Genomic DNA, 24,094 nt, shown 5'->3' with positions numbered 1-24,094 from the left:
GCTTTCCGCCATGATGCGCGAGTTGGGTATTGCGTAAAAGGTAGTACCGCGTATTGTGTCGTTAGTGCTGCCAACGGGGGAGGTGCAGCTTGACGGCTGTCCTGGAAATAGAGGGTCTGCGAAAGTCCTATCGAAGCCGAAGGCGCGGCACCCGCAACGCGCTCGACGGCTTCGACATGTGGGTGGAGCCGGGCCAGGTGCACGGCTTCCTCGGCCCGAACGGGTCGGGTAAGACAACCACCCTTCGTACGCTGCTCGGTCTCATCCGGCCCGATGGCGGTCGGATGAGACTGCTCGGCCACGAGGTCCCGGCCGACCTGTCAGCGGTCACCGGTCGGGTCGGCGCGATCGTGGAGAGCCCGCAGTTCTTCCCACACTTCACCGCCCGGGAAACCCTGTCCCTGCTGGCTACCGCGGGACAGGTCCGCTCCAGCCGGACGGACGAGGTGCTGGAGCTGGTGGGGCTGCGAGACCGGTCCCGGGAGCGGGTGAAGACCTACTCGCTCGGCATGAAGCAGCGGCTGGCCGTCGCCTCCGCCCTGCTGAAGGAGCCGCGACTGCTGATCCTGGATGAGCCGGCCAACGGGCTCGACCCGGGTGGCATCCGGGAGATGCGGGCGTTGATGCGAAACCTGTCCGACGCCGGCACCACGGTGCTGCTCTCCAGCCACATCCTCGCCGAGATCCAACTGATCTGTGACTCGGTCACGATCATTTCGTTGGGCCGCCGGGTCGCGTTCGGCCCGGTGGAGAAGGTGCTGGCGGCCCACTCGGCCGGCACCGTCCGGGTGCGTTTGGAGGTGGTGGCCGACCTGCCGGCGGCGAGTGAGGCGCTGACCCGGGCTGGGTTCCGGGTCACCCGGGAGCCGGACCACCTGATGCTCGCCGGGGTGGAGAAAGCCGCTATGGTGACCCGCCTCCTCGCCGGTCAGGGCCTGTACGTCAGCGAGCTGGTCTGGGTCGACGCCGATCTGGAGAGTGTCTTCCTCGAGCTGACCGCCACCGCGCCGGCCCCCGGCCAAAGCCGGCAGGTCGACCAGTCGGCGAAGCCCGCGGCGGTGGGTCCCAGCAGCACAGGAGGGTGGGGATCGTGAGTCTCTACCGTGCGGAACTACGCCGACTGGTGCTGCGGCGCCTCACCCGCTGGGCGACCGTGCTGGGCCTGGCGGTGTTGGCAACGGTGGCTGTCGGGGTTTTCCTGTCGAACCAGAAGATCGACGACGCGGCCCGGGCCAGGGCCGAGGTGGCCGCCGAGCAAGACTGGCAGCAGCAGGTGCGGCAGAGCGAAGAGATTCGGGCGGAGTGCGAGCAGGCGGCGGCCCGGGGCGACCAGTCGGGTCGCTTCCCCCGGGACTGCTCCGGGATCTCGCCCCCACCCCGGGACATCTTCCCGGCGGAACAGTACCTACCGGCCACCTTCGACTTTCGGGCCAGCTTCGGCGGGACGCTGATCGCGCCCGCGGCGATCCTGGCCCTGGTCGGTTTCGTGGTGGGCTCCTCCTTCGTGGGCGCCGAGTGGAACACCGGCGGCATGATGACCATGCTGTTGTGGCGGCCGAAGCGGGTGACCGTCCTGCTGACCAAGCTGGCGGCCCTTCTCGCCGGGCTGCTGGCGTTGGCGGTGACCACGACGGTGCTCTGGTTCGGCGGCTTCTGGCTGATCGCCACCACGCGCGGCAGCACCGAAGGGATGACCGCCGGCGCCTGGCAGTCCTTCGCCCTGACCAGCCTGCGTGGCGTGGTGCTCGTCCTGGTCGCCGCCGTTCTCGGCTTCGGGCTGGCCTCGCTCGGCCGGCACACCGCGATGGCGCTGGGCGGCGCGGTCGGGGTGGTGGTGGTCGGGCAGTTCGGTCTCGGGGTGCTGCTCAAACTGACCGGAGCGAAGTTCGTCGAGGCGTGGCTGCTCCCCACCTACGTGCAGGCCTGGTTGCAGAAGGAGGTCGTCCTCCGGAACTGGCAGTCGTGCCAGGTCAACCCCTTCGGTCAATGTGAACCGGAGACCCTGACCCTCACCTGGCAACACACGTCCGGGCTGCTCGCGGCGGGGCTGGTGCTCATCCTCGGCGGGGCGTGCTGGGCGATACGTCGTCGGGACATCTCCTGATGCCAGCCGAACCGCCCGCGGACCGCCCGCGTCCGGCAGGCTCGCTCGTCCGGTGAGCCGGTCCAGCAGGCCGGCTGGCCCGGGCCCGCCCGCCTCACCGCTCGGCCGGCCGTCTCGTGCGCCTGGCCGAGCGCGCACTAGGCTGAGGCACCCCCGGGCCAGCCGTACCGGGCCGACCGTCCCCGCGAGGAGTGTCATGTCGTCCGACGCCGCCCAGGCCGCCGCCGAACCCTCCGGTACCGGGCGGTCCGGCGACGGGCGCTCGGTCGTACCGCCGCCCCGGCCGGTGCCCGAGGTGGAGGCCGTCGCGTCGGCCGACCTCGAGCCGGACTCCGTGGGGGCCGGCGGCGGTGCGCCGGGAGACGCCGTCGGCGACGCGCCGGGGGAAGCTGTCGGCTCGACCGCCGGGCTGACCGAGCGGGAGCGGGACATCCTCGACTTCGAGCAGCAGTGGTGGCGGCACCCGGGCGCCAAGGAACAGGCGATCCGGGACCGGTTCGGCTGCACCGCCACCCGCTACTACCAGCTGGTGAACCTGTTGCTGGACAACCCGGCGGCCCTGGCGGCCGAGCCGCTCCTGGTGGGGCGGCTGCGTCGCCTGCGCTCGGCCCGAGCCCGCGACCGACGTCGCTGAGGGGCCGGCCCACAGCCGGCCCCTGCGGTCAGGTCAGCGCTTTTCATACATGCGCAGGCCGTTGCCGATGGCGATGAAGGTCGGAGCCCACTCGCCGATGAAGATCCCCCAGCGGTCGGCGCGGGCCATGCCCGCCCGCTCCAGATGCTTGGAGAGGAACCAACTGCCAAAAGACAGACCAATGCTTACAAAACCCGCGAGATAGGCGTGCTCCGCTCGAAGGCCGGTCTCGTGAAGGCGCTGCAACATCCGCGATCCCCCTGTCGCAAACGGTCGGCTCGTGCCACGGAAGCCCGGCGGGCCACCAGTGCTGACGCTACCTGCTGGCGTGGTGGGGGACGGAGAAATCAGCAACGGAGGGTGAGGATGATTCGGATAGGGCCGACCGGTCGATCCCTTCGTCCGGATCGTCAGTCCGCCCCGATTGAGCTGGACGCTCGCCAGTTGGCCCGGCACACTGCCTCACGTGGCGAGTGATGTGCGGTTGGAGCCGGTGAGCGAACGGAACCTCGAGTCGTTGCTCTCCGTAGCTGCCGCTGAGGCGGATCCGACCGATGTCATGCCGCCGGTCGAGGCCCCGGCCGGCTGGTCACACGCCCGGCGGGAGGCGTTCCGCGAGTTCCACCGGGCCAGCTTCGCCGGGTTGCCGGGCCCGACCCGCACCCGGATGTACGCCGTCCTGGCCGCCGGCGAGGTCGTCGGGGCGATCCGGATGACTCGCTGTGACGAGCCGGAAGCGGTCGAAACCGGGCTGTGGCTGGGGCGCTCGGCGCGGGGCCGGGGGATCGGGTCGGCCGCGCTCCGGGAGCTACTCAACAAGGCCGCCGCGGTCGGCATGCGCCGCGTGGTCGCGGCGACCACCCCCGACAACCGGGGTGCGCTCTCCGTTCTCACCAACTGCGGCGCGTGGCTGCGCGAAGCGGACGGCCAGGTCCACGCGGAGCTGTCGCTGGACGCCACGCCGACCGTTCACTGACGGTTCCGCGCGTACGCAGCCAGCCAGGCGACCTGGGCTGGGTCCAGCGAGGGGCGTACGCGGGTGCGGGCGACCGCGACGTGAGCGGTGGTCACCGTCGCCGCGGCGAGCGATTCGCGCATCGCGGCGAGCGCCGCCTCCCGGACCAGCGCCGCACAGTCCGCAGCGGAGAAGCCGTCCAGGTCTCCGGCGAGCGCGCCGAGGTCCACCTCCGGCGCCAGCGGCACGGTGCGCGACGCCGCCCGCAGGATCTCCGCGCGTCCCGCCTCGTCCGGCGGCGGGACGTAGACCAGCCGCTCCATCCGGCCGGGACGCAGAAGAGCCGGGTCGACCAGGTCCGGGCGGTTGGTCGCACCGACCACAACCACGTTGCGTAGGGACTCCACTCCGTCCAGTTCGGTGAGGAGGGCGGCCACCACCCGGTCGGCCGTACCGCCGTCGGTGGCCTGACCGCGTACTGGCGCCAGCGCGTCCACCTCGTCCAGGAAGACCAGGGTCGGCGCGGCCTCGCGGGCCCGGCGGAACAGCTCGCGCACCGCACGCTCGCTCTCGCCCACCCACTTCGACAGCAGCTCGGCGCCCTTCACCGAGAGCACGTTCGCCCGGCCGGAACCGGCCAATGCGGTCACCAGGTATGTCTTGCCGCAACCCGGCGGGCCGTAGAGCAGGACCCCGCGGGGCGGCTGCACCCCCAGCCGCGCGAAGGTGCCCGGATTGGTGAGGGGCCACAACACCGACTCGGTCAGGGTCTGCTTGACCTCGGCCAGGTCCCCCACGTCGTCGAGGGTCACCGATGCCAGCTCCAGGGTCGACGCGGCCATCGTGGTCGGGCGGACCACCGCCAGCGCCGCGTGCAGGTCGGCCATCGTCATGCTGGGTTGCTCAACGGTCTTCTGCCGCAGGGCGGCGCGGACCCCCGCTTCGCGAACCAGTGCGGCCAGGTCAGCGGCGACGAAGCCGGGCGTACGCGCCGCGACCTCGTCCAGCCGTACGTCCTCGGCGAGCGGCACCGGTTGGGTCAGCACCCCGAGCTGCTCCCGGCGCAGGGCGGCGTCCGGCAGCGGGACGCTGATCCGCAGCGGGAGCAGGTCCGGGGAACGCAGGGCGGGGTCCACGGCGTCGAGGCGGCTGGTGGTGCACACCACGGCGGCCCCGGCCCCGACGGTCTCGGCCACCACCTGGCGGAAGACGGTGGTCACCGGGCCGGGCGCGGCTGCCGGGGCGAGCGCCTCCACGTCGGTGACCAGCAGGACGGCCGGTCCGTCGGCGCGTACCGCGGCGGCCGCGGTCCGTAGCTGCTCGGCGGCGGCCGAGTTGGTCAACGCGGCGAGCTCCGGCCCCCAGAGCGGCCGAACCCGCGCATCGACCCGGGCGGCGACCGCGCGCACGAGCGCGGACTTGCCGGACCCGGCCGGGCCCTCGAGGAGCACGCCGAGCGCCACCTTGGTGCCGAGCCGGCGCAGCACCGCACCGTGGTGGAAGCCGAGGTCGAGCAGCTCGGTCAGCTCTTCGGCCTGGGCGCGCAGCCCGGGTAGCTCCTCCAGTGTGGGCATGGCCGGGTCGGTCGTCTCCGCCGGCGCGGCATCCCGTGCCCCGGCGGCCGCGGCGGTCCGGGGCACGGGCGACACCTCGGCGGGGGAGAGCGCCCGGGGCGTCACCAGGTCGTGGCTGCCAGGGTCATGGGCGGCGAGGTCGTGGGTGGCGGGGCCGTGCTCCCACCCGACGGCGGTCTCCATCGTGACCACCACCGCCGCCGACGCCGGCGCGGCGGCGGTGACGGTGAGCAGGGTGCTGGTCCAGGCGTAGCCGACCCGGTTGGCCAGGCTCTGTCGGGCCGCCGTCAGGAGGCCACGTAACGCTGGGTCGGGCAGCACCGCCCGGGGCAGCGCCTCCTGGGGCGGCAGCTCCTGCGGCAGCAGCGAGATGTCGTCGCCGGTGGTGACCATCTTGCCGAGTAGTGCGAGCCGGAGCAGCTCCGGGGAGACGGCCGCGACCACCTGCGGTGCGCCGGTGAGCACCACCCGGGCGGCGGCGGTGACAGGGGTCGGGCCGACGGTGACCTCACCGCCGTCGCGCAGGCCGAGGTTGCCCAGGGTCAGGTCATCGGCGTACAGCACACCGGGGGTGGCCTCCGGCTCACTCGCCGCGGCCCGGGCGGCGGTGACCCGCCGACCGGCCAGCCGGACCGGGTCGCCGGGGCTGATCCCGAGCGCGGTGAGCACCTCCGGGTGCAGCCGCACGATGCCCCGTCGGGCGTCGAGCGCGGCCGGCTGTCGGCTGGCGTTGAGTACGAGCTCCGGTCCCCCCACCCACCGAACCCTAGCCGGTACGCGGAAGGGGTCTCGGTAACCGCCGCGGTGGCGCGACAGCCGGCGGCGATCCCGATCCGGCGCTGGTCGTGGTGGACCCGCCGGCCGGCTTCGGCGTGGGGCTGGCCACCCACCCACTTTGCCAACCTGGCAAGGATGGTTGCGGCCTGCCCCGTGCTGCCGGAGGGTGGCACTTCCATGTGATCCGGTGATCGGCAGAGGAACCTGTGATGACTGACTTGGACGCCATCTTCAACGTTGACTACTGGGACCAGCGATACAGCGCGAGCGGGCAGGTGTGGAGCGGCGACCCCAACCCCGTACTCGTCGAGGAGGTCGCCTCCCTCGCCCCGGGTACGGCTCTGGAGGTGGGCTGCGGCGAGGGAGCGGACGCCATCTGGCTGGCGGGACACGGCTGGCAGGTCACGGGCGTTGACTTCTCCGCGCAGGCCCTCGCCCGCGCCGCCGAGCGTGTACCCGCCTCCCTGGCCGAGCGACTGCGGTGGGAGCGGGCGGACATTCGCGACTGGCAGCCCGACGACGGCCCCCGCTTTGACCTGGTAGCCACGTCCTACCTGCACTTCCCCGGGGCGCTGCGGCGGCGGGTGTTCGCCACTCTCGCCACCCGGGTGGCCCCGGACGGCCACCTGCTGATCGTTGGGCACCACCCCAGCGACCTGGACACCGCCATGCCCCGACTACCGGAACCCGACCTGCTCTACACGGCCGACGAGCTGGCGCAGGACCTGCCCGCCGGCGACTGGGAGGTGCGCACCCGGGCCGCCCGCCCGCGTGCCGCCACCACACCGGACGGCACGCCGGTGACCATCCACGACACCGTGCTCACCGCCCGCCGCAGTCGTTGACGGTGACAGCACCGGGCCGACGCCCAGCCCGGCGACGGCCCGGTGCTCTCCGCCGACAGTGGGGCGTTCTGTGTTCACTCAGGCGATCCTCAGCTCTCCCCCCGTAGCGTGTGCCGCATGAGATCGCCGTCACCGGCCGCGTGGATCCGGCGCGCCCTGCCCACCCGTCGGCGTGCGCTGGCCGCGGCGACGGCGGTGGTGGTCGTCGTCCTGCTCGCCGCCGGAGTCGCCGGTACCCTCCGACCCGCCGAACCGGACCTGCGCACCGAGGCGGCGCTGATCACCGTCCGGTCCGGGCCGAGCGGCGACGAGCCGGTCGAGCTGGACACCACGCTGTATCTGCCCCCCGCCGCGGCCGCCGACGCCCCGGTGCCGGCGGTGCTGCTCGGGCACGGCTTCGGCGGCACCAAGGAGTCGGTCCGCGCCGACGCCGAGGATTTCGCCGACCGCGGGTACGCGGTGCTGACCTGGACCGCGCGGGGCTTCGGCCGCAGCGGCGGGCAGATCCACCTGGACCACCCGGACTACGAGGTCCGCGACGCGCAGCGCCTGCTGGACTGGCTGGCCGCCCGCCCCGAGGTCCTCACCGACGCCGCCGGTGACCCGCGGGTGGGCGTGGTCGGCGGCTCCTACGGCGGCGCGCTGGCGCTGCTGCTCGCCGCGCAGGACCAGCGGGTCGACGCGATCGTGCCGATGATCACCTGGAACGACCTCGCCCGCTCCTTCCTGCCGGAGCAGAGCGGCGAGGGGCCGGAGCAGGGGGTGTTCAAGAAGGGCTGGGCCGGGCTCTTCTTCGGCAGCGGCGGCAACCCCGGCCCCGCCCCCCTCGGTGGCTCCGGCCCGGCCGGCGGCCTTGCCCCGGGTGGCGGTTCCGTCCCGGGCGGCTCCCTCCCGGAGAACGCGGCCACCACGGCCGGCGCCATTGACCCCTCCTGCGGGCGGTTCGCCGCCGACGTGTGCGCCGCGTACCTGCGGATCGCCACCACCGGGCGGGCCGACCCGGACGCCGTCGCGCTGCTGCGCCGCTCCAGCCCGGCCGGGAAACTCGACCGGGTCGAGGCGCCGACGCTGCTGGTGCAGGGGGCGGCCGACACTCTCTTTCCGCTCGCCGAGGCGGACGCGAGCGCCCGGGAGATCGCCGCGACCGGCACCCCGGTCCAGGTGGCCTGGTTCACCGGTGGGCACGACGGCGGCGACGGCCCGACGACCGACTCGGACCGGGTACGGCACCTGACCGCGCGGTGGCTCGACCACTACGTCAAGGGCGAGGGAGCGGCCCCGGCCGACGACTTCACCTTCTCCCGGATCGCCGGGTTCGACGCCCTCGACCGGGGTCTGGTCGCCAGCGGCTTCCGCGCCACCGGCTACCCGGGCATTGACGGCACCGGCCAGCAGCCGGTGTCGGTGAGCGGTCCGGCGCAGTCAGTCGCCAACCCGCCGGCCGGCAACCCGGCCGCGATCTCGTCGGTGCCCTTCGCCGGGGAGCTCTCGTCGCTGCTCGACGGGGTGGCCGGGGACATCCCCGGCCAGCACGCCCGGTTCGAGTCCGCACCGTTGCCGGCGGCGGTGGACGTGGTCGGTGCGCCGACTGTCTCCATCCGAGCCGCGTCCCCGACCGGCACGGCCGTACTCTTCGTCAAGCTCTACGACGTTGCCGGTGACGGGTCAGCGACCCTGCCGAACGGGCTGGTCGCGCCGATCCGGCTGGAGGGGCTACCGGCGGCCGTCGAGGACGCCGAACCGGTCACCGTCACCCTGCCGGCGATCGTCCGCCGGATCGAGGCCGGGCACCGGCTTCGGGTCGTGGTGGCGACCTCCGACCAGGCGTACGCCACCCCGGTCGAACCGGCCGTCTACAGCGTGGCCCTGGCGAGTGGGGCGGTGACCCTGCCCACGGTCGCCAGCGAGCCGATCCCCACCGACGCCGTCGTCTGGCGCTGGGTCCTCGCCGGGCTGCTCGCCACGATCGTGGTCGGGCTCGTCGTGGTCATCGTCGTCCTCCGCCGCCGACACCGGCGTCGGGAGAGCCGGGTCCACCCGGCGTACGCGGGCGTCCCGCTCGCCGTCCGGGAACTGCGCAAGGAGTACGCGGACGGCTTCGTCGCCGTCTCCCACGTCGACTTTGAGGTGCACCCCGGGCAGGTGGTGGGCCTGCTCGGCCCGAACGGCGCGGGCAAGACCACCACGCTGCGGGTGCTGATGGGGCTGACCCAGCCGACCGCCGGCGAGGTCTACGTCTTCGGGCACCGGCTGGTGCCGGGCGCCCCGGTGCTGTCCCGGATCGGGGCCCTGGTGGAGGGCCCCGGCTTCCTGCCGCACCTCTCCGGGCTGGACAACCTGACGGCGTACTGGCGGGCGACCGGGCGGCCGTGGGCCGACGCGCATGTCGACGAGGCGTTGGAGATCGCCGGGCTGGGCACCTCGGTGCACCGGAAGGTTCGGACCTACAGCCACGGCATGCGGCAGCGCCTGGCGATCGCGCAGGCGATGCTCGGCCTACCGGAGCTGCTGGTGCTCGACGAGCCGACCGACGGCCTGGACCCGCCGCAGATCGCCGAGATGCGCCGGGTCCTGCGGCGGTACGCCACCGACGGCCGGGCGGTGCTGGTCTCCAGCCACCTGCTCGCGGAGGTGGAGCAGACCTGCACCCACGCGGTGGTGGTGACCAAGGGGCAGATCGTCGCGTCCGGCCCGGTCGAGGAGATCGTCGGCGAGTCGCCGAGCGTCCTGCTCGAGGTCACCGACCCGGTGGCCGCGCGGGAGGTGCTGGATCGGCTGACGGGCGTCTCGGTGCTGCCCGACGGCGACGGGCAGCTCGTGGTGGACACCAACGGCACCGCCCGCAGCGAGGTGGTCGCCGAGCTGGTGCGGGCCGGCATCGGGGTGGACCGGGTGGTGCCCCGGCGGCGCCTGGAGGACGCGTTCCTGGCCCTGGTCGGCGAGAACTCTCGGGGAAGCGGGGATCGATGATGGCGCAGACGACGGTCGAGCCCGGTGCGGGCGACTCCGGCGGCACCCCGTCCGGCGCGGCGGCCGGCTACCAGCCCTCCGCCACGCTGCCGTTGCGGGCCGAGTTCCGGCGGCAGGCGTCGCGGCGACGGACCCAGCTCGCGCTGGGCTTCATGGTGCTGCTGCCGCTGATCATCCTGATCGCGTTCCAGTTCGACTCCGGCGATGACGACAACGGGCGCGGCGAGTTCGGCAGCCTGGTCGAGTTCGCCACCTCCGGCGGACTGAACTTCACCCTCTTCACCCTCTTCGTCTCCGCGTCGTTCCTGCTGGTGGTCGTGGTGGCGCTCTTCTGCGGCGACACGGTGGCCAGCGAGGCGAGCTGGGGCAGCCTGCGGTACCTGCTCGCCGTGCCGGTGCCACGGGCCCGGCTGCTCGCGGTGAAACTGCTGGTGGCGCTCGCCTACTCGGCGCTGGCGCTGCTCCTGATCACCGGCACCGCGCTGCTGCTCGGCACCGTGCGGTACGGGTGGGGCCCGCTGCGCAGCACGGTCGCCGCCCAGCTTGAGCCGGGGGAGGGGCTGCTGCGGTTGCTGGCGGTGCTCGGCTACCTGGCCGTCGTCCTGCTGGTGGTGGCGGGTCTGGCCGTGCTGCTGTCAGTGTCGACGGACGCCGCGTTGGGCGCGGTCGGCGGGGCGGTGCTGCTCTGGATCCTGTCCAGCATCCTCGACCAGATCACCGCCCTCGGCGTGCTGCGGGCCTTCCTGCCAACCCACTACAGCACCGCCTGGCTGGGTCTGCTGTCGACACCGATCCAGACCGACGACGTGGTCCGGGGAGCGATCTCGGCGATCAGCTACGCGACGCTCTTCTGGGGCCTGGCCTTCTGGCGCTTCACCCGCAAGGACGTCGTGTCCTGACGGCACGCGGATGCGGTCGGTCCACCGCGCTCAGCGGTGCCATCGGCTGTTCGGGGTGGTGGCGGGCTGGCAGTCGGTGTGTCGGGACTGCCACTGCCGCAACGCCTGCCGGATCAGCTCACCCTCGGCGTGGGCGGTGGTCGCCTCCCGGGTGAGTCGTTCCAGCTCGTCGGCGACGCGGTCGAGATAGGCGTACACCTGCTCGGGGTCCAGGCCGCGCCAACGTCGCCGGGCGAAGGTCGCGGCGCGAACCTGGGATGAGAACAGGCGTCGGGCTCGGTAGATCATGGCGGTCACGTCCTCTCGGTCGAGGTTGGGTCGGGGGCGGCGCCGAGGCGGGCGGGGGCGACCGGCACGTCCGCGCGTGGCGTACCGGCCGGAGCCCGGCACCCGCCCCGGGCCCTTTCCCACGTCGCACACGTTCGCGAGCGGGCGTCTGGTGTTCAGGGCGTCGGCGCCCAGATCCAGCACGTCTGCGCTACCTCGCCCCTCCGCCCCAGCAGCGGTGGCAGAAGAAACGGCGGGACACATCCCGTGTGGGTACGCCGTCACCTGCTCGATCGCCCCGGTAGCGCTGGCCGTCGGCCCAGGTAGACACACTGTCGCCCCCGCTACTTGTCGCTCGTGTTCAATCCGAAGCTGACAGTAGCACACTTTACAAGCAATGCAGTTAAAGACAAGGTTGTCGACCATGATCAAAAATGCGAGTGGTCAGATGAACTTATGCCTCATGCCGTCCCGCTCTGGAGAGTCATCCGAGATGACCTTCGCGCTCGGATCAAGGCGGGCATCCTCAAGCCTGGTGACAAATTGCCCAGCACGCGGGAACTTGCGGACCAGTATGAGACGAGTCCAGTCACAGTGCGCAAAGCAGTCGATATCCTCATTGAGTCTGGCGAGTTACTGGGTAGGCAGGGAATGGGCGTCTTCGTGGCCATTCCGCCAGCGATTGATCGTTGAGGCGCTAGATGCCGCCGGCGGACCTCGCGACCGTCCGTGGCGAGCCTTGTTGACACCGGTCGCCGCAGGGGACTGCAATCTAGGTCGCCGGTCGAGGGTGTAGTTGCTGACATAGCGCGTTCCCAGGCCGAGTCGGTGTCCAGGGTTGCATGAAATTTGCTAGCGGAGAGTTACCACGCGAGGAGTGCACCGTCATGTCCCGCCGTACCGCTGACTACATTCGGGTCGTGGATTCGATCACTGCTCAGATTCGAGCGGGTGAGCTTGCGCCTGGAGACAAGCTGCCGACCTACGCGCAGCTTGCCGACCACTTCAAGATCAGTGTCACTACTGCCCAAACCGCGCTGCGCATACTTCGGGAGCGTGGACTGGTCGAGGGGCACCAGGGCAAGGGAACGTACGTCGTGGAGCGTCCCGAGTTGGGGTAGCGCGGTCCGGTAGCACGTGGGATGTGGTCATGCCTCATACCTGGCCCGGCAAGGGTGGCTGCCACTGCCGTACCGCCTGCCGGATCAGCTCCTGTGCGGAGCTGCTGTGTCACCTCCGACACGGTTCGGCGAGCCCTGTTGGGCCTGGTGTCTGAACCGGCTGGGGGAGGGTTGGCGCGGGGCTACGCCATCGGCGATTGGGGTTTCGGTCGTCGGGCCGTTGCCGGTCGTAGTGATTAGCATTGTGTGTACGTCGCCGTCGTCCAGCGGAACCTGGACCTGGATTGCCCAGGCGGCTAGCGCGAATGTCGGCTGTGGGGTCCATGTCCACAGCACCCGGGCGGTGGTCAGTTCGCGGCGGCTGCGCCAGGTCTGGAAGGCGGCCGTACGCCAGACTAGTAGCGGCACGTCACGGTCCGCGCCGTTGCGCTGTGCACCGTCGCCGATCGCCGCGAGGGTGGCGTCAATGGCGGCGTCGAGGGTGTCGCGGACGGGGACGCCGTGGGCCTCAGCCCCGCGGCGTAGGTAGTGAACGCTGACCGCGTCGGGCGGTAGGCCGAGTACGACGCGGCCGGAGGCTTCCGTCCGCCCGTACTCGATGTTGGTGTTCAGCCCCGGCAGGTCGGGCATCCGGCGTGGTACCCAGAACAGGATGACGTCGGCGATGGCCATCCAGCGTTCCTCCCAGTTCTGGGAGATGTAGCCGGGCTGTGGCTGGTGGCGGTCGCGTGCCTCGGGGACGAACACGACGAGGGTTCCTGGCCCGGTCCAGCCGTCGGCGAGCAGGCGCAGCGCGTCGGGTCGCCAGGACGGCGCGTCGGGATCGCGGGGCATCGGCCCGGCGACGAACACGGATGCTTGCCAACTGTCGGGGGGTTGCTCGCCGGCGTACACCACGACCGTCTTTCCCACGGGCTCTCCTTCTGCTGGGTGACTGGTCAGAGCGGGATGCCGACACGTTCGCACAGGCCGCGCAGCTCTGCCCAGCCAGAGCCACGTCGGGCCCGGTCCAAGGCGCCGCGCAGGGTTTCGGCCACGATCGGGGAGTTGCGCACGCGCTGCGGTGCGAGGCGTTCGCCGACCAGGAGCATCCGCACTGCCTCGATGTCCTTGCCGGTATTCGACAGTGCGCGGGCGAGGTCGATGTAGAACGCGGCCTGCCGGGACACGGCCGGTACAAGGTGTGGGGTAACGCCACGGGCGATCTGCACGGCATGGCCGGGGTCGTTGCCGTCGGCTTCCATGCTGATGCGCCAGAAGTCGATGTTGGTGGGACCGAAGTGTAAGCCGAGCGCGTCGGATTGGCCGGTGCGTTCGGCGATATCGGCGGCCTCGGTGACGGCGGCGGCGGCACCGCTGATGTCGCCCTGGGCGTACTTGGCGAACCCGGACACGGTAACCAGTTGTCCCAGCAGCTCGAGGCAGCCGGGCTGGGATAGATGCCCTTGCAGCGCAGTAGTGCCCTTATCGGCGATGATCTGTGCGCGGGTGTAGAGGCCGATGCCGCTGGCGGCGTGGGCCTGCGACCAGGCGGCCATTCCCAGCATGATCGGGTCTTCCAGTGCGGTCGCGGCTTGCCGGGCGCGGTCGGCCACGAGTACGGCGGAGGCGGGTTCGCCGAGGTATCGGATGACGAATGAGGCCGCGTCGGCGGTGAAGACCAGGGCCTTGAGTGCTTCGGTGCGTTCGTGTCCGGCGGCTGCGGCGTGCAGACCGGCCAGGAGGTCGGGGAGTAGGCGGGCGGTGCCGAGGTAGTCGCAGCCGAACCGCAGCGCGGTCACGGTGTCGAGTTGGTGCAGCAGCGGCTGCAGCGGCCCGGCCGCGACGGTGGCTGGGTAGTCGAGGTCGGCTTCGATGATTGCCTTGGTGATGCCGTGAATCGCGTCGCGGGATTGACCCTTGTCACCGGGTAGTACCCCGGTTGTGGTCAGGTCGGACAGCGGCACCCGCAGTGCGGTGGCGATCTCGGCGAGGACGAACCGGTTGTCGGCCGACCGTAGGCCGTTCTCGATGCGAGACCAGGTGGTGTGGCTGATCCCGGTGACGCTGGCGGCGTAGCGGATCGACCAGCCGCGCTGCTGGCGAAGCAGCTTGATGCGCTCGCCGATCGGTTCGTCGGAGATCAGTCGCGGTGGCCGCATCGCACGTCTCCTTCCCCTGTGAATGATCGACTTCTTCGGTTATGGCCTGCTACCAGCGTAGACGCTGTGGTGCCAGTTGGCACCAGCTACACCGATCGATGGATTTACCGTCGGGTCACGGGACGTGGCGGTCCGTGACTAAGCCTCCAGGCCGCTGCACCCGGACCTGTTGGCGAAAGCAAAGGAGTAGACATGAAGACCACACTCGATCCCGCGGCCGTTGGTACCCGCGCCGCAGAGATCCTGAGCCAGATGCAGGCTCACGATCTCTGGGAGCGATTCACGACCAGCAGCATGAAGTACAGCCCGTGCTGGGCAACGTACACGGGCATGCCCTCGGTCAGCCGGTTCAACCTGGACTCGGACGGGCAGCCGCTGCTGGTCGAGGCCATGCGGGCGCTCGCACTCAAGGCTGCCGTGTTCGAGCTGTCGGGCGGCGACGAGCAGGCCGCCGAACTGTTGCTGCCGCTGCCCGTCGATGACATGGTCCACGCCGTCCTGGCCCAGCACACCGTCATGTCGTGGATCGAGCGCGACCTCGGGGTGTTGTTCCCGCACGACACCGACCTGGAGGACTTCACCTACACCCGTGGGTGTGTCACCGACGTGTACTACGCCGCGGCCGGCTGGGGCGAGCAGCCGCTGCGCTACTGGCTCGACTCCCGCGAGACCAACCGTCGTATCGCCCACCTCAACGAGTTGTACGGCGCCGTCGGCATCACGGCGGGCGGCCGGTCCCACGACATCGACTTCGACACCATGTTCACCGACGACCCCAAGCCGGCGGCCGTCTAGACCCTGGCCATCTCGACTGACAGCACCCGGCGCAGGATCTTCACGACCTCGCCGGGTGCGAACCTTTCCCCAGCAGCCTGCTCCAGCCGAGCCACCGTGCTGAAGATCCGATCCGGATCGGTATTCCGCAGATGCGCCACCATCCACGCACTCAGATCATCCAGCGAATCGGGCAGCACCAGCGCTTCCTCCGGTGGCTCAAAGACCTGCAGAGTCGCCAGGTCGGGCAACGGCTCACCAGCCGACGCGTAAGCCCCGGGCGGCATCCCCACCCGGTACGGGTGCACGCACACCGGGGTCCCCGACGGGGTTGCCCGCCAGCCGAGCTGCCGATTGAACGCCAACTCGTTCGCCGGCCGGGCGACGACATCGAACCGACCGGGCGCGAGCGTCTGCGCGGGGCAGATCCCGCACGTCTCCTCGCACCAGCGCTCCAGCGGACCGTCCAACTCCACCCCCACATCGTACGGGCTGAACAGGAGGTATTGGCGATGACGATTCTCGCACTGCCCCGGGCGCCGATCATCGAGGACGCCTTGGCCGTGGCCAAGCAATGGTGCGCGGGGCGCACGATCGACGACCGGCCTGCGCTCACCCACGCCGCCAGAGTCGCCGTCACTGTCGGCGCACACCGACCTGACGTGGATGTCGATGTCGTGGCCGCCGCGCTGCTACATGACGCGCCCGAATTCGCGCCCGTGTCCCTGAAGCTCGACCACTTCCTTGAGTACCGATTCAGCCCGGAGGTCCGCCGACTGATTCGGGGTATGCAGTCCGAGCACGACGCCATGGACCATGGAACGCCGTTCATCCCCGACCTCGCTGACAGCCACCTCATGCTGCTGTCCACGGCGGACAAAGTCGTGGCCCTGCGGTCGCTGCTGCGGCGAGCCGACCTGTTCGGCGATGTCACCGCGTTCTTCGTCCGCCGCCGCCCGCTGCTTGACCTGCTCGCCTTCTTCCACACCTACCAGCGCACGAGCATCGGCGCCGTGCCCACAACCCTCAGCCTGGCCCTCGACGCGGCCCTGGCCGACCTGGCCCAGGCAACGGCGACCGTCCCCAGAGCATGAGCACACTCAATGTGCCCCAGCTCGACGCGGTCTGCGAGGACCTGTGTCAGCGTGCCGGCCTCGCCATCCCCACCAGGCGTGCGGCTATCCGGGTATGGAAACTGTCCGGAGTGCAACGGCTCACCTTGGCCGACGGCCACACCGTGATCGTCAAATACGCCACGGCGCCGTTCATGGGGGAGGCCCAGGTACTGACGGCCGCAGCCCACGCCGGTGCGCCCGTGCCCGCCGTACACGCAGCAACAATCCACAACAACAAGCTGATCATGATCATGGAAGATCTCGGGGAGCCCGTCCGCCAGCCCAATGACATCGACGGTGCCGCAGCTGCCGCAGCCTTGCATCAAACGACGATCAAGCCCGGTGGCCTGCCCGTATGGGGCGAAGCCCAACTCGCAGACATCCCGTCCCATGCGGTCGCACTGCTCACCGGATTGCGCGCCGGTGGCCGGTTCGCCACCGCCGCGGACCTCCTGCGGCCCCTGGAACTCCTCGCTAGGGATGCCCCACACCTGGCGGCCGGTGCCGAAACCCCGCCGTTCGGCGTCGTGCACGGCGAGTTCCACCCCACCGCGCTGCACATCGGAAGCACCGGCCTACGCGTGATTGACTTCGCCATGGCCTTTGTCGGACCAGGCATCTTCGACCTCGCGGCCTGGCAAGGAACCCGACAGCCACCCGACCCCGCCCGAATCCACAACCAGCTCCACGCCTACATCAACGCAGGTGGTGACCCACGTGTGCTCGACCCTCGCGGCGGACGACCCGCCGGTGTCTGGGCGCTGGGCTGGCACCGCCTCTGGAGCACCGCCTGGTTCCTACGCCTCGCCACATCCGGCGACGAAGACGCCGACGATGTTCGCGTGGAACAGATCATCCGCCGACAGGTCACCAGCGCAGCCCGGCTGCTGAGTGGCGACGAGCGCGCAGCCTGGAGCTCTTGAGCAGGGGCCGAAAGGTGGGTTGTCCGCCCAGTCTGGGGCTGAAGAACCAGTTCTCGGTGATGCCGCCGGCATCACCGAGAACTGGCTACGTTCGCGCCGCCGATCGCCGGGACCGACTGTCGCCTCGCTTCGACCGCGGTTGGGAGTCGCCGCAAGACGTGGTTACTGGGATAGGAGTGGCATCAACCGTCGATACCGCTCGCAGCGTTGTCCTCTCGCAGGTGACGGACTACCTGATTGAGCAGGCCGTGCAAGTCGGCCGGCTCAGGGACCGTCGTTTGGTTGACGGCCTCCCAGAACACTCGGTTGTCCTGCGCCTGCCTCGTGAACACGTCGTGACGGCCGCAGCGGGCTGGCCGAGCCAGAGACCGGCAAACCAGCGGTGATGCCGCCGGCATCGCCGGGTGCCTGTTGTCGCAGCGCATATGCTTCCAAGCAAGCTCGTGCATATCGATTTCCATTCGCCGACCGCCGTATGCAGCCGGAGGAGGTCAAGGGCGACTAGCTCGCCGTACGCCTCCGACCAGGGTCTACACCGTCCCCGGGTGCCGCAGACGGGGCAGCGGCCCCACGACCAAGCTGAGCCGGTCAAGTACTGGCTGTCCAGCCTGCCCGCCACCACCAACCACACCGACCTGGTCCGCCACGGCAAGATCCGCTGGCGCATCGAACACGACTACCGCGAACTGAAAACCGGCCTCGGCCTGGACCACTTCGAAGGCCGCTCCTGGACCGGCTGGCACCGCCACGTCACCCTGGTCACCGCCGCGCACCTGTTCATCACCGAACTACGCCTGGACCCACAAGCGGATGCGCCGGCCTGACCCTCTACACGATCATCCGCGAGCTACAACGACTCCTCGCGACCTGGACCGGCGCCTGCATCACCTGCCACCAACCCGTGAAACCGCTACACCGCAACAAACGCTACCGAACCTAACAAAGCGCTACTAGGGAATGCTAAGAACGGCTACGAATTGGACACCGTGAGCTACTCGTCCCTGACCGGATGCGCCTGTGACGGAGGCAGGCGTGGCTACGCGCTTTTCGGATGCAGAGCCGTTACCCTAACTAGCTGCGGCGCCGAGGTATTCACCACCGAAGGATTCTTGATGAGAAACTGCACGAGCTGCAGTTTGTTCGGGGCATATACATACGGTGGAAGCACAGCCGGCATCCACATCGCGGGAACCACGACGCACCAGACGATCGGCGGCGCGGTGCAGTCGCACCCCGGTAGCCTCACAGAACACTTCATTTGGACCGAAACGGGAACCTCGTCCGTGATCTGGGGTGTATCACGAGCCGATGCCACCGCCAACACCCTCAACGGTCACGTCGTCAGTCTGGACGGCTCTGCCTGAACACTGGCATGCTGTCGGATCTGTGCGTCGTTTGGGTGCCGGGTCACGAATCCCGATGTGTTGTTGGTCCAGAGCTGGGGTAACGCGGTCAGGTGGCAGGTGGGATGTGGCCCTGTCTCGTGCTTGGCAATCGTTGCATCGCATCCAGGCGACCAGGTGTGGCCCACAGGTGGATCACCCCGTAGGGGCATCAATCTGAGTCTGGGCACAAGCCTTGCCAACCTGCCTGCTGCACGCGTCTGCAGATGCGGAAAATGCCATTCCGGACCAGTAGATGGGGTAGAGGCTGACCGCCTCTCCGTCATCCGCCCGTACCACCGGAAAGTCAGTTTCGTAGGTCGTGCCATCGGCTCGACTGCCCTTAACGCGTAACACCAGGTGCTCCGCATGTGTGTTACTGGCTGGATAGCGCTTGACGGCCATCACACGCGGCATCCCATCGTTCGGTAGCCATTCCTCGGACGTGGTGTATTCGAGAATTGACCGGCAATTCGACTGACTACCGGCAGTCTGGCACAGGTCGGCAAACTTACCGGCCTGTGCCAGGTCTACCGCTTCCGAAAGTAGCTCCTCGGCTTCCCTTAGCTGAATTTGGCGGGGACTCTCCTGGTCCGTGCCTGTCGTGAACGCAACGGTGAATGAGAGTGCCAGCAGGGCTACGGTGCCGCCAAGTGCTAACGAATAGGCGGTTGTTCTCCCCATGTGAGCTCCTCCGCTGGTCGCTCGATCCCGCACGCAGCGCAGCCGTTCCCATTGTCGGGTCACCGAAATATTTGGTGACCTGGTGTAGTCACATCGCGGGCGAGGTCTCGCTGGCTGCCATCACTTTCGCCTCGCCTTTCTTCGTGTCGGCCGGTACCTGAATCGGTGCCCCTTCCGGTGGCCCGAGGCGGGCGACTCGAATGATGCGCCTGCCCTTGGTCGCGAATGGCAGTCAACTGTGGCCGAGGTAGTGGTCCCGCCGACCATATCGAAGGAAGCGTGACTTGTCAGCACCGCCGAGACCGGTAGTGACCACTGTTGCCTGTGTCGATGCGTGTCGCGGTTTGTGGGTAGCCGGATGGAGTTACCCCCACCCCCACCGTCACAGGGAGTTATGCGGTGGTGGTCGTGGTGGGCCGGGCAGAGCGGTGGCTCGGTGCCACTGCGGGGTGAATCACACTTCGCCACAGGGTGGGAACGGGTGGTCATCGGTCGTGGTCGCCGGCCTACACTCGGCGGCACAACTGAATGCCTCATCCAGAGGGGCTGAGGGACACGGCCCGAAGACGCCCCGGCAACCATCCCACGTGATCACCCAGAGTGATCGGCGGGGGCAGGTGCCAATTCCGGCCCCGCCGCAGAGTGCGACGCGGGGGCAGATGAGAGGAATCTCGAGATGACGTCCACCCTCGCCCCGTCCGGGATCGACCCCGCCGCCAGCCCGGCCCGCGCCCTGGTCTGCCGCGCCTGTTCGGCCCGGTACCCGCTCATCGCCCAGCACGCCTGTTACGAGTGCTTCGGCCCGCTTGAGGTCGACCACGACCCCGCCGCGCTGGCCGCCGTCACCCGTGAGCAGATCGAGGCCGGCCCGCGCAACATCTGGCGGTACGCGCCGTTGCTGCCGGTCGGGCAGGACCCGGCCACCCGGGTCACCCTCGACCCGGGCTTCACCCCACTGGTCGCGGCCCCGCGGCTGGCCGCCGAGGTGGGCCTCACCGCGCCGCTCTGGGTCAAGGACGACAGCGCCAACCCGACCCACTCGTTCAAGGACCGGGTGGTGTCGGTGGCGCTGACCGCCGCCCGGTCGTTGGGCTTCACCCGGTTCGCCTGCGCCTCCACCGGGAACCTGGCCAACTCGGTCGCCGCGCACGCCGCCCGCGCCGGCGCCCCGTCGGTGGTCTTCATCCCCAGCGACCTGGAGCAGGGCAAGGTGCTCACCACGGCCGTGTACGGCGGGGACCTGGTCTCGATCGACGGGTCGTACGACGACGTGAACCGGCTCTGCGGCGAGCTGGTGGAGACCGACGAGTTCGAGGACACCGCCTTCGTCAACGTCAACGTGCGGCCCTACTACGCCGAGGGTTCGAAGACGCTCGGCTACGAGGTGGCCGAGCAACTCGGCTGGCGAATCCCCGCCCAGGTGGTGATTCCGATGGCCTCCGGTGAGCTGCTGACCAAGGTCGACAAGGCGTTCGCCGAGTTGGTCGAGATCGGTCTGGTCGAGGCGCCGGCCGGCGGCTGGCGGGTGTTCGGGGCGCAGTCGGCGGGCTGTAGCCCGATCGCCGCTGCCCTGCACGCCGACAGTGACACCATCAACCCGGTCAAGCCGACCGGCATCGCCAAGTCGCTGAATATCGGTGACCCGGCCGCCGGCCCGTACGCCCTGGAGTCGGTCCGCCGTACCGGCGGATGGATGGCGGCGGCCGACGACGACGAGATCCGGGCCGGGATCCGGCTGCTCGCCCGTACCGCCGGGGTCTTCGCCGAGACCGCCGGCGGGGTGACCGTGGCGGTGCTGCGAAAGCTCGTCGAGTCCGGCCGGCTCGATCCGACCGCCGAGACGGTGATCTTCAATACCGGTGAGGGGCTCAAGACCCTGGACGCGGTGGCGGATCAGGCGGGCCCAAGCCACCGGATCAAGGCGTCGCTGCGGGCGGCCCGGGACGCCGGCCTGATGGGTTGATCGGCTGATTAATGATTGGTATTGCCGGAGTGCGTGAAAACTGCCCGTGCGGCCTTGACGTCCGGTTTTTCGTGACGAAAAATATCTAGTGCGGGAGGGCTCTCGCCGGAGACGTTGTTCTTTCGACCCAGCGCCAGCGGCGTTGTGTGGGAGTCCCTCCCGACCATCCCAACCTTTCCTGATTCGGGCCGCCGATAAATGACTGGACCGGTCAGCGCCCTGTGACGCAGGCTGCGGGTATGAGCGTCACCGTTACTCCCTTTGGCCCCGCCGACGAGCGGGCGATCGATGCGGCGGTCCGGATCGGGGCAGCCGCCGCCGTGGTTGATATGCCTGACTTTCCGCTCTTCTGCCCACAGCGGCTCATCGGGTCCGTGCGGCACCCGATGCCCGGCGACGCGCCGGTGCACCTGCTGGCCCACCTCGATGGTGCGGCCGCCGGCCTGCTCACCCTGGAGCTGCCGCAGCTGGACAACACCGAGAACGCCTCCGTCGAACTGACGGTGCATCCGGCCGCTCGGCGCCGGGGGGTCGGCCGGGCGCTGTTCGACCGCGCGGTTGAGCTGGCCCGGGAGCACGGGCGCAAGCGGCTGACCACGATGACCCTGGACACGGTGGCGGCCGGCGCCGCCTTCGCCCGGACGCTCGGGGCGGACTCCGTGCTGGCCGACGTCCGCCGCCGGTTGGACCTCGCCCAACTCGACCCCGCGGTGCTGGACCGTCTGCTGGCCGAGGCCCAGGGCCGGGCCGCCGACTACCAGGTGGTGTTCTGGCAGGGTCTCACCCCGGAGGAATACCGGGCCGATGTCGCCTACCTCGAGGGGCGACTCGTCAGCGACGCGCCGATGGGGGACCTGGCGTGGGAGCCGGAGCGGTACGACGCCGAACGGGTTCGGGCCGCCGACATCGCGATGGACGCGCGCGGCCGCCGTCGTTACCACGCCGGGGTACGTCATCAGGCTTCCGGCCGGCTCGTCGGATGGACCATGCTCGACGTGGCGGCCACCGTCGACTGGCACGCGCTCCAGCAGATCACCATCGTGGACCCGGAGCACCGGGGGCACCGCCTCGGCCTGCTCGTCAAGCTCGAGAACCTGCGGTACCTGCGGTCCCACGAACCGGCGGTGCGGGTCATCAGCACCTTCAACGCCGCCGCCAACGACCACATGATCGCCATCAACGAGCAACTCGGGTTCCGGGTCGCGGACCGCTGGACCAACTGGCAGTTGACGATCTGATCTGTGACGCGGCTCTACTGATCGTGCTGACATCTGTTGCATGATGTCGGGCATGACGGAGACCCCGCACCCCCTGTACGACAGGCACGCCGAGACCCTCGACCGGGCGCTGACCGCCATCTCGCAGCGCGGGTACTGGTCCGCCTACCCGGAGTCGCCCAGCCCGCGGGTGTACGGCGAGACCGCCGCCGACGACGGCAAGGCGGCCTTCGAGGCGTACCTCGGTCGTGACTTTCCCCTTGACCAAGCCGGTGCCGAGAGCACGGTCCAGACCGAGGTCAGCCCCTTCGGCGTCGACCTGGGAGTCGGCTACCCGCACATGACGGCCAACCACCTCACCGCCGCCGCCATGACGGCTCTGCCGTCATGGCGGGACGCCGGCCCTCAGGCCCGGGTGGGCGTCTGTCTGGAGATCCTGGATCGGCTGCACCGCAATGTCTTCGAGCTGGCCAACGCGGTGCAGTTCACCAGCGGTCAGGCGTTCGTGATGGCCTTCCAGGCGGGCGGCGCGCACGCCTTGGATCGGGCGTTGGAGGCGCTCGCCTACGCCTACGCGGAGATGACCCGGCACCCGGGAACGGCCGGCTGGGAGAAGGCGGCGGGCAAGGGCGACCCGCTGCGGATGACCAAGACCTTCCACGTGGTGCCGCGGGGCGTCGCGCTGGTGATCGGCTGCAACACCTTCCCGACCTGGAACTCGTACCCGGGGCTCTTCGCCTCGCTGGTCACCGGCAACCCGGTGATCATCAAGCCGCACCCGCGCGCGGTGCTGCCACTCGCGATCACGGTGCGGTACGCCCGTCAGGTGCTCGCCGAGGCCGGCTTCGACCCGAACCTGGTGCAGCTCGCCCCCGAAGCGCCGGGCGAGAAGCTCGCCTCCACGCTGGCCCAGCATCCGGCGGTGCGGATCGTCGACTTCACCGGCTCCTCCGAGTACGGCGACTGGCTGGAGGCCAACGCCCGGCAGGCGCAGGTCTACACCGAGAAGGCCGGCCTGAACGCGGTGGTGATCGACTCCACCGACGACTTCAGCGGGATGTGCCGCAACCTGGGTTTCACGCTGACCCTCTACAGCGGCCAGATGTGCACCACCTCCCAGAACATCCTGATTCCCCGGGACGGCATCGAGACCGACCAGGGGCACAAGAGCTTCGCCGAGGTGGCGGCCGGGGTCGCGGCGGCGGTGGGCAAGCTGACCGCCGACCCGGCCCGTGGCGTGGAGTTGACCGGCGCGATCGTCAACGACGGGGTGTTGGCGCGGCTGGACGAGGTGACCAAGGTCGGTGAGCCGGTGCTGGAGTCCCGTACCGTCACCCACCCGGCCTTCCCCGGCGCGGTGGTCCGGACGCCGACCATCGTCCGGCTGAACGCCGACGACACCGCCACCTACACGCGGGAGTGGTTCGGCCCGATCTCGTTCGTGATCGGGACCGACTCCACCGGGCACAGCCTGGAGCTCCTGCGCGCCACGGTGGGTGAGCAGGGCGCCTTGACCGCGGCGGTCTACTCCACCGACGAGGCCGTGCTGGACGCGGCCGAGACGGCGGCGGTCGAGGTCGGGGTGCACCTGTCGGCGAACCTGACCGGAGGTGTCTTCGTGAACCAGTCGGCGGCCTTCTCCGACTTCCATGGCAGCGGCGCCAACCCGGCGGCCAACGCGGCTCTCACCGACGGTGCCTACGTCGCCAACCGATTCCGCATCGTGCAGAGCCGTCGCCACGTCTGAGT

At 70.0% G+C, this 24,094-nt stretch carries 23 protein-coding genes and 1 riboswitch; of the genes, 16 read left to right on the top strand and 7 right to left on the bottom strand.

Annotated elements, in window-relative coordinates:
- Positions 1-176: 176 nt before the first annotated feature.
- The 3 genes from SALPAC6_RS0117630 (at position 177) to SALPAC6_RS0117620 (ending at position 2,738) form a co-directional block, all read left to right on the top strand.
- On the top strand, positions 177-1,094 hold the full coding sequence (locus SALPAC6_RS0117630; protein WP_018254691.1) for an ATP-binding cassette domain-containing protein: 918 nt from the start codon (positions 177-179) through the stop codon (positions 1,092-1,094).
- Positions 1,091-2,104: an ABC transporter permease subunit gene (locus SALPAC6_RS0117625; RefSeq protein ID WP_018254690.1), complete on the top strand. Its 1,014-nt coding sequence runs from the start codon at positions 1,091-1,093 to the stop codon at positions 2,102-2,104. The genes SALPAC6_RS0117630 and SALPAC6_RS0117625 overlap by 4 nt, the downstream gene beginning before the upstream one ends.
- Before the next feature lie 196 nt (positions 2,105-2,300).
- On the top strand, positions 2,301-2,738 hold the full coding sequence (locus tag SALPAC6_RS0117620; protein WP_018254689.1) for a DUF3263 domain-containing protein: 438 nt from the start codon (positions 2,301-2,303) through the stop codon (positions 2,736-2,738).
- A 33-nt stretch (positions 2,739-2,771) separates the two neighbouring features.
- Here the strand turns inward: SALPAC6_RS0117620 and SALPAC6_RS0117615 are convergent, their stop codons facing one another.
- On the bottom strand, positions 2,772-2,987 hold the full coding sequence (locus SALPAC6_RS0117615; protein ID WP_018254688.1) for a hypothetical protein: 216 nt from the start codon (positions 2,985-2,987) through the stop codon (positions 2,772-2,774).
- A 217-nt stretch (positions 2,988-3,204) separates the two neighbouring features.
- Between SALPAC6_RS0117615 and SALPAC6_RS0117610 the strand changes: the two genes are divergently transcribed.
- Positions 3,205-3,714, top strand: a complete 510-nt coding sequence (locus SALPAC6_RS0117610) for a GNAT family N-acetyltransferase (protein ID WP_026189788.1) — start codon at positions 3,205-3,207, stop codon at positions 3,712-3,714.
- On the opposite strand, the gene SALPAC6_RS0117605 is transcribed toward SALPAC6_RS0117610, so the two are convergent.
- Positions 3,708-6,023 carry an AAA family ATPase gene (locus tag SALPAC6_RS0117605; RefSeq protein ID WP_018254686.1) on the bottom strand — a complete coding sequence of 772 codons (2,316 nt, stop codon included), beginning with the start codon at positions 6,021-6,023 and terminating at the stop codon, positions 3,708-3,710. The two genes, SALPAC6_RS0117610 and SALPAC6_RS0117605, sit on opposite strands and share 7 nt — an antisense overlap.
- Positions 6,024-6,253: 230 nt before the next feature.
- Here SALPAC6_RS0117605 and SALPAC6_RS0117600 point away from each other — a divergent pair, with 230 nt between their 5' ends.
- The 3 genes from SALPAC6_RS0117600 (at position 6,254) to SALPAC6_RS0117590 (ending at position 10,758) form a co-directional block, all read left to right on the top strand.
- On the top strand, positions 6,254-6,889 hold the full coding sequence (locus tag SALPAC6_RS0117600) for an SAM-dependent methyltransferase (protein ID WP_018254685.1): 636 nt from the start codon (positions 6,254-6,256) through the stop codon (positions 6,887-6,889).
- A 117-nt stretch (positions 6,890-7,006) separates the two neighbouring features.
- Entirely contained in the window at positions 7,007-9,859 is a 2,853-nt protein-coding gene (locus SALPAC6_RS0117595) for an alpha/beta fold hydrolase (RefSeq protein ID WP_018254684.1), read from the top strand.
- Positions 9,859-10,758: an ABC transporter permease gene (locus SALPAC6_RS0117590; RefSeq protein WP_026189787.1), complete on the top strand. Its 900-nt coding sequence runs from the start codon at positions 9,859-9,861 to the stop codon at positions 10,756-10,758. Before SALPAC6_RS0117595 ends, SALPAC6_RS0117590 begins: the two co-directional genes overlap by 1 nt.
- 30 nt (positions 10,759-10,788) lie before the next feature.
- On the opposite strand, the gene SALPAC6_RS26240 is transcribed toward SALPAC6_RS0117590, so the two are convergent.
- The gene (locus tag SALPAC6_RS26240; RefSeq protein ID WP_033666382.1) at positions 10,789-11,148 is read right to left on the bottom strand and encodes a DivIVA domain-containing protein; all 360 of its coding nucleotides are present in this window, start codon (positions 11,146-11,148) and stop codon (positions 10,789-10,791) included.
- Between the two features lie 333 nt (positions 11,149-11,481).
- Here SALPAC6_RS26240 and SALPAC6_RS28045 point away from each other — a divergent pair, with 333 nt between their 5' ends.
- Together SALPAC6_RS28045 and SALPAC6_RS0117575 are read left to right on the top strand one after the other, a co-directional pair.
- Positions 11,482-11,718: a GntR family transcriptional regulator gene (locus SALPAC6_RS28045; RefSeq protein ID WP_026189785.1), complete on the top strand. Its 237-nt coding sequence runs from the start codon at positions 11,482-11,484 to the stop codon at positions 11,716-11,718.
- 194 nt (positions 11,719-11,912) lie between these two features.
- The gene (locus SALPAC6_RS0117575; protein WP_018254681.1) at positions 11,913-12,146 is read left to right on the top strand and encodes a winged helix-turn-helix domain-containing protein; all 234 of its coding nucleotides are present in this window, start codon (positions 11,913-11,915) and stop codon (positions 12,144-12,146) included.
- Between the two features lie 84 nt (positions 12,147-12,230).
- Here SALPAC6_RS0117575 and SALPAC6_RS0117570 read toward each other — a convergent pair whose 3' ends face one another.
- Together SALPAC6_RS0117570 and SALPAC6_RS0117565 are read right to left on the bottom strand one after the other, a co-directional pair.
- A complete protein-coding gene (locus SALPAC6_RS0117570; RefSeq protein ID WP_018254680.1) occupies positions 12,231-13,058 on the bottom strand; it encodes a TIR domain-containing protein in 828 nt (275 codons plus the stop codon).
- Between the two features lie 26 nt (positions 13,059-13,084).
- Positions 13,085-14,287 (bottom strand): helix-turn-helix domain-containing protein, encoded by a 1,203-nt coding sequence (locus tag SALPAC6_RS0117565; RefSeq protein WP_018254679.1) that lies wholly within the window; start codon positions 14,285-14,287, stop codon positions 13,085-13,087.
- Positions 14,288-14,479: 192 nt separating this feature from the next.
- Between SALPAC6_RS0117565 and SALPAC6_RS0117560 the strand changes: the two genes are divergently transcribed.
- On the top strand, positions 14,480-15,082 hold the full coding sequence (locus SALPAC6_RS0117560; protein WP_018254678.1) for a hypothetical protein: 603 nt from the start codon (positions 14,480-14,482) through the stop codon (positions 15,080-15,082).
- Here the strand turns inward: SALPAC6_RS0117560 and SALPAC6_RS0117555 are convergent.
- Positions 15,079-15,537 (bottom strand): hypothetical protein, encoded by a 459-nt coding sequence (locus tag SALPAC6_RS0117555; RefSeq protein WP_018254677.1) that lies wholly within the window; start codon positions 15,535-15,537, stop codon positions 15,079-15,081. The two genes, SALPAC6_RS0117560 and SALPAC6_RS0117555, sit on opposite strands and share 4 nt — an antisense overlap.
- A 36-nt stretch (positions 15,538-15,573) precedes the next feature.
- Between SALPAC6_RS0117555 and SALPAC6_RS0117550 the strand changes: the two genes are divergently transcribed.
- From SALPAC6_RS0117550 to SALPAC6_RS0117535, 3 genes are all read left to right on the top strand, one after another.
- A complete protein-coding gene (locus tag SALPAC6_RS0117550; RefSeq protein ID WP_018254676.1) occupies positions 15,574-16,155 on the top strand; it encodes an HD domain-containing protein in 582 nt (193 codons plus the stop codon).
- On the top strand, positions 16,152-17,099 hold the full coding sequence (locus tag SALPAC6_RS0117545) for a phosphotransferase (RefSeq protein ID WP_026189784.1): 948 nt from the start codon (positions 16,152-16,154) through the stop codon (positions 17,097-17,099). Before SALPAC6_RS0117550 ends, SALPAC6_RS0117545 begins: the two co-directional genes overlap by 4 nt.
- A 425-nt stretch (positions 17,100-17,524) precedes the next feature.
- Entirely contained in the window at positions 17,525-17,923 is a 399-nt protein-coding gene (locus tag SALPAC6_RS0117535; protein WP_450097614.1) for a transposase, read from the top strand.
- Between the two features lie 714 nt (positions 17,924-18,637).
- Here SALPAC6_RS0117535 and SALPAC6_RS28035 read toward each other — a convergent pair.
- Entirely contained in the window at positions 18,638-19,165 is a 528-nt protein-coding gene (locus SALPAC6_RS28035; RefSeq protein WP_223874227.1) for a hypothetical protein, read from the bottom strand.
- Positions 19,166-19,695: 530 nt separating this feature from the next.
- Positions 19,696-19,831: riboswitch (SAM riboswitch) on the top strand.
- A 10-nt stretch (positions 19,832-19,841) separates the two neighbouring features.
- On the opposite strand from SALPAC6_RS28035, the gene thrC reads away from it, so the two are divergent.
- From thrC to paaN, 3 genes are all read left to right on the top strand, one after another.
- Complete coding sequence (thrC, locus tag SALPAC6_RS0117530; RefSeq protein WP_018254672.1) at positions 19,842-21,128, top strand: threonine synthase; 1,287 nt, start codon at positions 19,842-19,844, stop codon at positions 21,126-21,128.
- Between the two features lie 239 nt (positions 21,129-21,367).
- Entirely contained in the window at positions 21,368-22,366 is a 999-nt protein-coding gene (locus SALPAC6_RS0117525) for a GNAT family N-acetyltransferase (protein WP_018254671.1), read from the top strand.
- Between the two features lie 52 nt (positions 22,367-22,418).
- Positions 22,419-24,092, top strand: a complete 1,674-nt coding sequence (gene paaN / locus SALPAC6_RS0117520) for a phenylacetic acid degradation protein PaaN (protein WP_018254670.1) — start codon at positions 22,419-22,421, stop codon at positions 24,090-24,092.
- The last annotated feature ends 2 nt before the right edge of the window (positions 24,093-24,094 follow it).

The organism is Salinispora mooreana (assembly GCF_000379065.1).
Taxonomy (GTDB): Bacteria; Actinomycetota; Actinomycetes; order Mycobacteriales; family Micromonosporaceae; genus Micromonospora; species Micromonospora mooreana.
The sequence above is the reverse complement of the archived record's forward strand: the minus strand, read 5'-3'. Positions and strand labels throughout refer to the sequence as shown.

Excerpts from the sequence above, each read along its gene's own strand:
- SALPAC6_RS28035 (WP_223874227.1), bottom strand. The coding sequence starts at position 19,165 with ATGGGGAGAACAACCGCCTATTCGTTAGCACTTGGCGGCACCGTAGCC.
- SALPAC6_RS0117525 (WP_018254671.1), top strand. The coding sequence starts at position 21,368 with ATGAGCGTCACCGTTACTCCCTTTGGCCCCGCCGACGAGCGGGCGATC.
- thrC (WP_018254672.1), top strand. The coding sequence starts at position 19,842 with ATGACGTCCACCCTCGCCCCGTCCGGGATCGACCCCGCCGCCAGCCCG.
- SALPAC6_RS0117565 (WP_018254679.1), bottom strand. The coding sequence starts at position 14,287 with ATGCGGCCACCGCGACTGATCTCCGACGAACCGATCGGCGAGCGCATC.
- SALPAC6_RS0117545 (WP_026189784.1), top strand. The coding sequence starts at position 16,152 with ATGAGCACACTCAATGTGCCCCAGCTCGACGCGGTCTGCGAGGACCTG.
- SALPAC6_RS0117595 (WP_018254684.1), top strand. The coding sequence starts at position 7,007 with ATGAGATCGCCGTCACCGGCCGCGTGGATCCGGCGCGCCCTGCCCACC.
- SALPAC6_RS0117550 (WP_018254676.1), top strand. The coding sequence starts at position 15,574 with ATGACGATTCTCGCACTGCCCCGGGCGCCGATCATCGAGGACGCCTTG.
- SALPAC6_RS0117535 (WP_450097614.1), top strand. The coding sequence starts at position 17,525 with ATGCTTCCAAGCAAGCTCGTGCATATCGATTTCCATTCGCCGACCGCC.
- SALPAC6_RS0117600 (WP_018254685.1), top strand. The coding sequence starts at position 6,254 with ATGACTGACTTGGACGCCATCTTCAACGTTGACTACTGGGACCAGCGA.
- SALPAC6_RS0117575 (WP_018254681.1), top strand. The coding sequence starts at position 11,913 with ATGTCCCGCCGTACCGCTGACTACATTCGGGTCGTGGATTCGATCACT.
- paaN (WP_018254670.1), top strand. The coding sequence starts at position 22,419 with ATGACGGAGACCCCGCACCCCCTGTACGACAGGCACGCCGAGACCCTC.
- SALPAC6_RS0117560 (WP_018254678.1), top strand. The coding sequence starts at position 14,480 with ATGAAGACCACACTCGATCCCGCGGCCGTTGGTACCCGCGCCGCAGAG.
- SALPAC6_RS0117620 (WP_018254689.1), top strand. The coding sequence starts at position 2,301 with ATGTCGTCCGACGCCGCCCAGGCCGCCGCCGAACCCTCCGGTACCGGG.
- SALPAC6_RS0117590 (WP_026189787.1), top strand. The coding sequence starts at position 9,859 with ATGGCGCAGACGACGGTCGAGCCCGGTGCGGGCGACTCCGGCGGCACC.
- SALPAC6_RS0117615 (WP_018254688.1), bottom strand. The coding sequence starts at position 2,987 with ATGTTGCAGCGCCTTCACGAGACCGGCCTTCGAGCGGAGCACGCCTAT.
- SALPAC6_RS28045 (WP_026189785.1), top strand. The coding sequence starts at position 11,482 with ATGCCTCATGCCGTCCCGCTCTGGAGAGTCATCCGAGATGACCTTCGC.
- SALPAC6_RS0117630 (WP_018254691.1), top strand. The coding sequence starts at position 177 with ATGTGGGTGGAGCCGGGCCAGGTGCACGGCTTCCTCGGCCCGAACGGG.